Genomic DNA, 6,114 nt, shown 5'->3' on the forward strand with positions numbered 1-6,114 from the left:
CAACGCCGGCTACCTAATGACGCCCAGGCGCCGAAGGAAGATAAGGCAGCCGCCCAGCCAGTTTAACCCTCCACGACGGCTACTATTAAAAACTCGCACAGGCCGCCCTTGATCTCGCGCAAAAGTTGCGTTTGGATATAGCGATTGTGGGGGAAGAAATGCGTGGGCTGGGAATTGCAGTGCTCTGTATGGCATTGGGCGGATGTTACGCGACAGGCGCAGATGTTCGCGCCAAGTTGGGCCAAGACTACATCGGAAAAAACGTCGATGCTCTTGTCGTTCGATGGGGACCCCCCGCAAGTAGTTTCAAGATGAACAGTGGCGAAACCGCCTATTCCTGGCAACTCGCAACTGCGAGTTCATTTTCGGTCTCTCGTGACGGTCAAGCCAGCGCATCGGGAAGTTCGCGAGGGTACGCTTGCAAGGTCAACGTCGTTGCATCGCCGAGCGGAACCATCAAAAGTCTCGACACGGAAGACAAGGACAGCAGCCTCTATTACGGGCCCATTCCTACCGGCGTCCAGCTTGGCAGCGTTTGCGCAGAGCAACTTGGAATGAAGCAGTAGAGGTTGACTTTTCAACTGCCCTCCGATGACAGGCTGATGATCGCTACCATGCATCCAACTTCGCGGCTCGTTCTCATTGCTCTGTTCGCGCTCGTCACGCCAGCCACTGCGGCAATCGAGCCTATGGCCGACTCGATGCCCGTGAGCCGCGCCTCAGGGGATCTTGATCAGTGGCAACGGATCGATTTCCCCTCTTCGGGACTGCCCCGGCGAAACACAGCGCAGATCAAAGTCGCCATCCGCACCAAGGGACCTAGCATGCAGGGCCTGATCCGGATTCCCGGCGCGCCGGCGTCCAACTTCGACACCGGCAAAGGGCTGGCTGTGATAGACCTCATCAATGTCGGTGACGAAGCCAACGGCTATGCGGAAATCGTCGCATTAGAGATTGTGATCACTCAGGCAATGCCAGGGCAATACTACCAGGTCTTTGCGGTCGACGACGGCAAAGAAAAGTAGGCCACGTCGCTATGATTGTGACTGAGGTACAGGATCAGGCGATCGCCGCGCGGATGGCGCTGATTGTCGGTGCAAATCGGTTCGATCAGCTCTTCCGAGGTATTCAGTTCGACGAAGTGGACGGCGACATCCTCTACGTCTATGCCCGCGACGAGGATGCCGCGGCAGAGATGGAAGACGAGTTCGCTCTGCACATTTCGATCATCGCCTCGAAGATCCTCGATCGGCAGATCAATGTAGTGCTCGTACTTCCGCGGCAACTCATGAAGTCTGAACGATAACCGTTCCACCAGACTTTCCTGGAATAGGTGGCCAAGGCGGAGCCTCGCCAAGCGGAATCTCTGCCCTGGGCCTTTGTCCGGTTATTTATTGCGCTATTTTCTTTTGCGGGGCATCTCGGTGATATCAACCGATTGTTTCACGCCCGCCGCGCCGATCTCGCCTTCCTTGCTGTTATCATTGCCCTGTGCAGGGTCGTGAGGGATTTCGTGCCCCGGCCCAGCTCTAAAAATGCGTGGGCCCGGTAGAGATTCTGTCCACGAATTGCGTCAGATAGTTCGGAGCAGCCTGTTAACGATGATGGTTTGAGGACAAGTGCCGCAGCAGCGCTCTTTCAGGTCAGCAAAGCCGCAACCTTCTCCATGATGGCCTGCAACACGTTGTCCGTTGTGGGACAACGATAGACCGCAAACCGAGAGCGGGACGTCGCCGTCAGACTGATCACGTTTTTTGCCATTTCGTGCAAGGGTAAGAGGAAGTAATCAATGACCTCCCTGTTTGTCTCCTTATCCAAGCGCAGCGCAAGAATAAGTTCGGCCGGCTCGATCGTGCGGCGATGGAGCAACCAACAAGGCGCGTGGCATTGCCCGACGTAGTGGCGGGCCATCCGCATCGAGATAGCGAGCTTGCCGGCAACTGTGATCACTGCGGTTTGCGGATCAAAGACTGCGGTAACGCCACACGCCCTGATATGAGTGATCAGGTTTTCGACCTGCCTTAACAGCTCTGCTTCAGATTGCTTCCGCGCGTCGGCGTAGTCGTAACTCCGCTCACAATCAACATAGCCGACACGTCGAAAAGCCTCCCTCAGAGTGCCGAATCGGTATGCGTAAAGTGCGGCGCTGGGCATATTTTCGGTAGCAGCCAGAATCGACGCGCTTAGCTTCCCATTCACAGAGAGCGTCTCTCGCAACTTTTTCAGTAGCCACTCATTCGACCACCTGCCTTGTTTCTCCTCCAAAAGCTTCTGGGCTTTGACGAAAATGCTTTTGTCGACAACCGGTTCGAAAAGACCTGTAGCTCGAATCCATAGCTCCGGCGGATTCTGCTTCCTTGCTTGCTTCAACCGGCACGAGGAACGATTGTAGACGCTATTCCCAATATAAGCTTCGTTACTCAGAACTTGGCGGATCATGGCATATGACCACGCCTTCGCTCTATGGTTGGGAACTTTCTCATTGTTTAGCCAGCGAACGATGGATCCTTGGGACCGGCGATGAACGACAAACTCCCGAAAGATCCGGGCAACAATGCGCTGCTCGTTCTCCGCTCCCGGCCGGATCACGACCCGGTCCGTCTGCAGATGCTTCCGCTGGCCTTTTAGCAAGATGCCCTTTGAGCACCCGCTTTCATTGATCAGTTCTCGTTCGAGGCCATACCCCGCGGGCCCGCCCTGCTTGAATCCGAGGCTGGCGACGCGACATGCGCCAGCATGGACCTTGACCGAGAGTTCTCTTGAATATTCGGCCGCCATCACCCGTTTGAGGTTCTTCACAATGCTCGCGATTACGCTGCCGTCGTTGTCGAACTCCTCGGCGCAGTAACACACCTTGACCCCTGCCTGGCGGCAGGTGAACTCGTGGTAGGCACTCTCATCGATGTCCTGAAATCGACCCCACCGGCTCACGTCATAGACTAGGATGTGGTCGAAGTCCGCTCGACCGCTGCGAACATCGTCAATAAGTTCAATCAATCCCTCGCGTCGATCAATACGAAGTCCACTGCGCCCTTCGTCCGCATAGGTTCGAACAATCACCAGATCATGCTGCGCGGCATACACGGCAATTGCAGCAGCCTGATTTTGTGTAGAGTAGCGCTGGTGGTCCGTCGACATCCGCACGTACTGTGCGGCACGCGCCCGCCACTTGTCGACGAGAGCAGATCGGTCCTAGGGCGAACAATGAGTGCGTTGGCCATCCGTGCCTCCGCTGCAACGTCGCTCGATGCGCGCTTCATGGCTGCGGCACTCTGGTCCGAGCGTCACCAGATCGCGGCAAGACCCTGCTTGCTCAACCATCCTAGCGCAGCCGAGCCAAGGAGCGAAACCAGCCCGGCCCAAAACCATGAACGGCCTCGGGCGGCGCTGATCGACCGCAGATACAGGAACGCGCCAAGCAGCGCGCCGTAGTTCCTCCTAAAGTCGCCATTGAGCTTTGCAATCTTTGACAGCTCGGAGGATGCCTCGATTCCGTCGGCCATTTGCGCTGATCCCCGTTGTTGGAGCCAGCGCCTTACGAACCACTGTTTTGCCCGACGGAGCAACCTCAATTTCGGTATTTCGAAAATATTCCTCGGGGCCACCCGCTCGTCCTTGACCAACCCTTGGCCCGATCTCGCGGGATCTCTCTAGGCCTAGCGGCTTGACTCCATCGCCCCATCTCCGATGCAGATGCGCCTCGGAGAAGCAGCGCTTTGCCCCACCGAATGAATCGGCGAGTGCCGGGAGGATGGGGTTCACCGTCGTCCTGAATGAGATTGCCGATCTCGCGGAGTACCTCCAGCGCCGAGTTCGATCCAAAGTTCTCGACGTACCCGCCGTCCACGACGGCGTCGTAGAAGCGGCCGGTCCTGTCGTACACGGAGCCCGCCGGCGTTTGCGTTCACCGTGAGCCCGTTGCCGCCGAGTGTCACCACGTTCCCGGTGCCGTTCAACGTCATCGTCCGCACCGCCGACGTGGTCAACGTCATGGAGCTGCCGTTCACCCCCACCGTATCGCTGGTACCCGTCAGCACGATCTGGTCGCTCGTGCCGGTGACGACGATGAAGTCGCTGTCGAGCGTCACCACGTTCCAAAGGCTGTGCTGACATTTTCGGCGCTTTTGGCCCCATTACCGTTGAAGCCGCTCAAGAATGCACGCTGCTCCTTGCTGCCACGATGCGCCTAATCAACTTCCCCGACGAGACGCTGCCCATTTGTTCGTCCAGCAATATCCGCGTCGTCTCCAACGAACGAAGCACGCGCTCCGGATCAAAAGCAGCGTAAAGGCGCCCGTGCTCATCTCGCCTGTCGGCCCCCTCGGTCACTCGCCAGCTTAGATAGAGCACGCCACCTGGGACAAGGATGGCCAGAAGCCTCGCGACCGCTGGCGCAATGGCTTCGGGCTCGAGATGCATGATGACGGTCTCGCAGAGAACGTTGGTGAAGCTTGCCTCCGGAATCCCATCAAGAGCCGGAAGGACTGCCCGTTTGAACTCGATCTGCGGATGGCGGCTTCGCGCTTCGGCCAGAAGTCCTTCAGACGCATCGAAGCCCACGGTCGGATAGCCTCGAGCTCCGAGCCAGGCGGCGTCACGACCGCTGCCGCAACCGACATCCGCAGTAGGACCGGGGATGAAAAACCGATCCACCACGTTGTGCATATCGATCGGTGCCGGCTGGGCGGCCCAATCGTCGGCGAAAGCCTTGGCATCCCGATTATAGGCGCTCAGTGTCGTGTCGTCCATTTTTGGCGGTCTCCTTCGTCGCCGGCCGTCGAACCTCACCTCGACTCGCCACCGGCGTTTGCCGGCACATCAAGCAACCTTCGCAGTAGATCAGTACACAGCAGCAGGTCCTCCTCGCTCCAGGATTCTACCCTCGTCCGGAACGCAGCGCCCTTGGCCTGCGTCGCGAGTTCCATCCGCCGACGGCCATCGGCGGTCAACGACAGGACGATGCTTCTACGATCGGAGGGGGCGGTCAACGTCGCAACCAACCCCAAGCGCACCAACTCGCGAGTGAGGCGGCTTGCCGCGCTGCGGTCCATGCCCATTGCCTCCGCTACGGCACTCGGCTTGGCGGGGCCGTACGACTTGAGCCAGAGCGCGATATGGAACGCGGCCGGTTGCAGCCCGGCGGAAAATGTTTCCGACGCCTGTGCCGTCAGAGCACGGGACTGGCTTACCAGCGCGTTCAGTACGGCACCCAGCCCCCGAATGCGCGCTTCTCGCCTGCCTCCATCTCGCGGAGCTTTGCTCGAATGCGAAATCATGATTCCACGCCTGCCTATGGGTTCTCTGCCAGATTAGTTGACAAATAGCCACTATCTTATATAGTAGATATATATCCACTAAAATAAGGAACGCCCATGTCGCCGCCTCGTCTCACCGCCGTGCTGACCGGCGGAACCAGCGGCATCGGCCAACGCACCGCGGTTGCGCTTGCGCAGAAAGGTGCAGATCTGGTTCTCACTGCCCGCAGCAAAACCAGGGCCGACTCCACAATAGAGATCATCGAACGCGCCGCCCCCGGAACAAAGGTCGATATACACTACGGTGATTTCCGCGATCTGGCCTCGGTTGCCGCACTCGGACGCGAGATCGCCTCACGCCATCCCCGGATCGACGCCCTGATCAACAATGCCGGGATTCATGCGTTCAAATCCCGCGTCACCAAGGACGGCTATCCGGAGATGGTCGCGGTCAATTATCTGGGGCCCTGGCTTTTCACGAATATCCTGCTTGAGACAGTTGTCAGGTCAGCGCCCTCACGCATCGTGACAGTCGCATCGGAAGCCTCCCGGCAAGGCGCCGGCTTTGACCCACTCGCCGCCCTCGTCGACAAACGCCAGTTCTCCGCTCAAGGCTCCTCGGTGATCTACGGTCAGACCAAGTTGTTGAATATCATGTTCTCGATGGAACTGGCGCACAGGCTGACGGGGACCGGAGTGGCGGTAAACTGCCTCTGTCCCGGATTCAACGTGACGGGTCTCGGGCGCGAACTTTGGTTCGCAGCACCCCTCGAGCGTTTATTGACCTGGCTGAAGGTCGGCAATCCCGAACGCGGCGCGGGCATCATCGTCAGCCTCGCCAGCGATCCCGCCTTCGCCG

Annotated in this window: 8 protein-coding genes; 4 read left to right on the top strand and 4 right to left on the bottom strand. The window is 58.6% G+C overall.

From position 1 onward, the window contains the following. Positions 1-602 precede the first annotated feature (602 nt). Positions 603-1,025, top strand: a complete 423-nt coding sequence (locus UB31_RS22305) for a hypothetical protein (protein WP_156175494.1) — start codon at positions 603-605, stop codon at positions 1,023-1,025. 11 nt (positions 1,026-1,036) lie between these two features. Then, positions 1,037-1,306 carry a hypothetical protein gene (locus UB31_RS22310; RefSeq protein WP_045012421.1) on the top strand — a complete coding sequence of 90 codons (270 nt, stop codon included), beginning with the start codon at positions 1,037-1,039 and terminating at the stop codon, positions 1,304-1,306. A gap of 332 nt (positions 1,307-1,638) precedes the next feature. Here the strand turns inward: UB31_RS22310 and UB31_RS22315 are convergent, their stop codons facing one another. Next, positions 1,639-3,144 carry a recombinase family protein gene (locus UB31_RS22315; protein ID WP_283806096.1) on the bottom strand — a complete coding sequence of 502 codons (1,506 nt, stop codon included), beginning with the start codon at positions 3,142-3,144 and terminating at the stop codon, positions 1,639-1,641. Positions 3,145-3,284: 140 nt separating this feature from the next. Then, entirely contained in the window at positions 3,285-3,503 is a 219-nt protein-coding gene (locus tag UB31_RS22320) for a hypothetical protein (RefSeq protein WP_045012430.1), read from the bottom strand. A 406-nt stretch (positions 3,504-3,909) separates the two neighbouring features. Between UB31_RS22320 and UB31_RS22325 the strand changes: the two genes are divergently transcribed. Beyond that, on the top strand, positions 3,910-4,110 hold the full coding sequence (locus tag UB31_RS22325; protein WP_156175495.1) for a hypothetical protein: 201 nt from the start codon (positions 3,910-3,912) through the stop codon (positions 4,108-4,110). Between the two features lie 39 nt (positions 4,111-4,149). Here the strand turns inward: UB31_RS22325 and UB31_RS22330 are convergent, their stop codons facing one another. Both UB31_RS22330 and UB31_RS22335 read right to left on the bottom strand, forming a co-directional pair. Further along, the gene (locus UB31_RS22330) at positions 4,150-4,749 is read right to left on the bottom strand and encodes a class I SAM-dependent methyltransferase (protein ID WP_045012424.1); all 600 of its coding nucleotides are present in this window, start codon (positions 4,747-4,749) and stop codon (positions 4,150-4,152) included. Positions 4,750-4,784: 35 nt separating this feature from the next. Beyond that, the gene (locus UB31_RS22335; RefSeq protein ID WP_045010573.1) at positions 4,785-5,276 is read right to left on the bottom strand and encodes a MarR family winged helix-turn-helix transcriptional regulator; all 492 of its coding nucleotides are present in this window, start codon (positions 5,274-5,276) and stop codon (positions 4,785-4,787) included. 96 nt (positions 5,277-5,372) lie between these two features. Here UB31_RS22335 and UB31_RS22340 point away from each other — a divergent pair. Further along, positions 5,373-6,114 (top strand): SDR family NAD(P)-dependent oxidoreductase (locus UB31_RS22340; protein WP_045012425.1); only part of this gene is annotated, 742 nt, incomplete at its 3' end.

The organism is Bradyrhizobium sp. LTSP849 (genome assembly GCF_000938255.1).
Lineage (GTDB): Bacteria > Pseudomonadota > Alphaproteobacteria > Rhizobiales > Xanthobacteraceae > Bradyrhizobium.